At 57.6% G+C, this 427-nt stretch carries 1 protein-coding gene; it reads left to right on the top strand.

Annotated elements, in window-relative coordinates; genetic code table 11:
- Window positions 1-78: 78 nt before the first annotated feature.
- Window positions 79-427: DUF4145 domain-containing protein (locus H6B10_RS15430; RefSeq protein WP_204652354.1), on the top strand; the 349-nt coding region annotated here is incomplete at its 3' end.

Here is a 427-nt window from a genome sequence, read left to right as displayed (position 1 = left end):
GGTGACTTCGCCATGACTCAATTACTTGCATTGAAAAAAGAGGATTAACATACTTTAACAGAAGCAAGGTAACCCACCATGACCAACTTCGATTTTCTCCTTTCGGAACCACAGTTTGCCTCCTTTGCCGGGGCGGCGGTGGCGGCGGAAAAAATCTATGCCATTGACCCGGCGGCCTGCGCGGTGAACTGTCGCCGGGCGATGGAGTTTGCCGTAAAATGGATGTACTCGGTGGATTCGGGGCTGGTCACACCCTATGGCGATCGGCTGGTCAGCCTGCTGAACGCCGAGGAATTCCGCGACATTGTGGACAAGGACCTGTGGCGGCGGCTGAACTACATACGCCAGACCGGCAACACCGCCAACCACGCCGACCGCAAGCCCGTCACCCCCGAGGAGGCCGCCCTCTGCCTGGAAAACCTGTGGT

It is taken from the genome of Gemmiger formicilis, from assembly GCF_016901605.1.
Taxonomy (GTDB): Bacteria; Bacillota; Clostridia; order Oscillospirales; family Ruminococcaceae; genus Gemmiger; species Gemmiger formicilis_B.
Note: the sequence above shows the minus strand (reverse complement) of the source record. Positions and strands in the feature narration are given on the sequence as shown.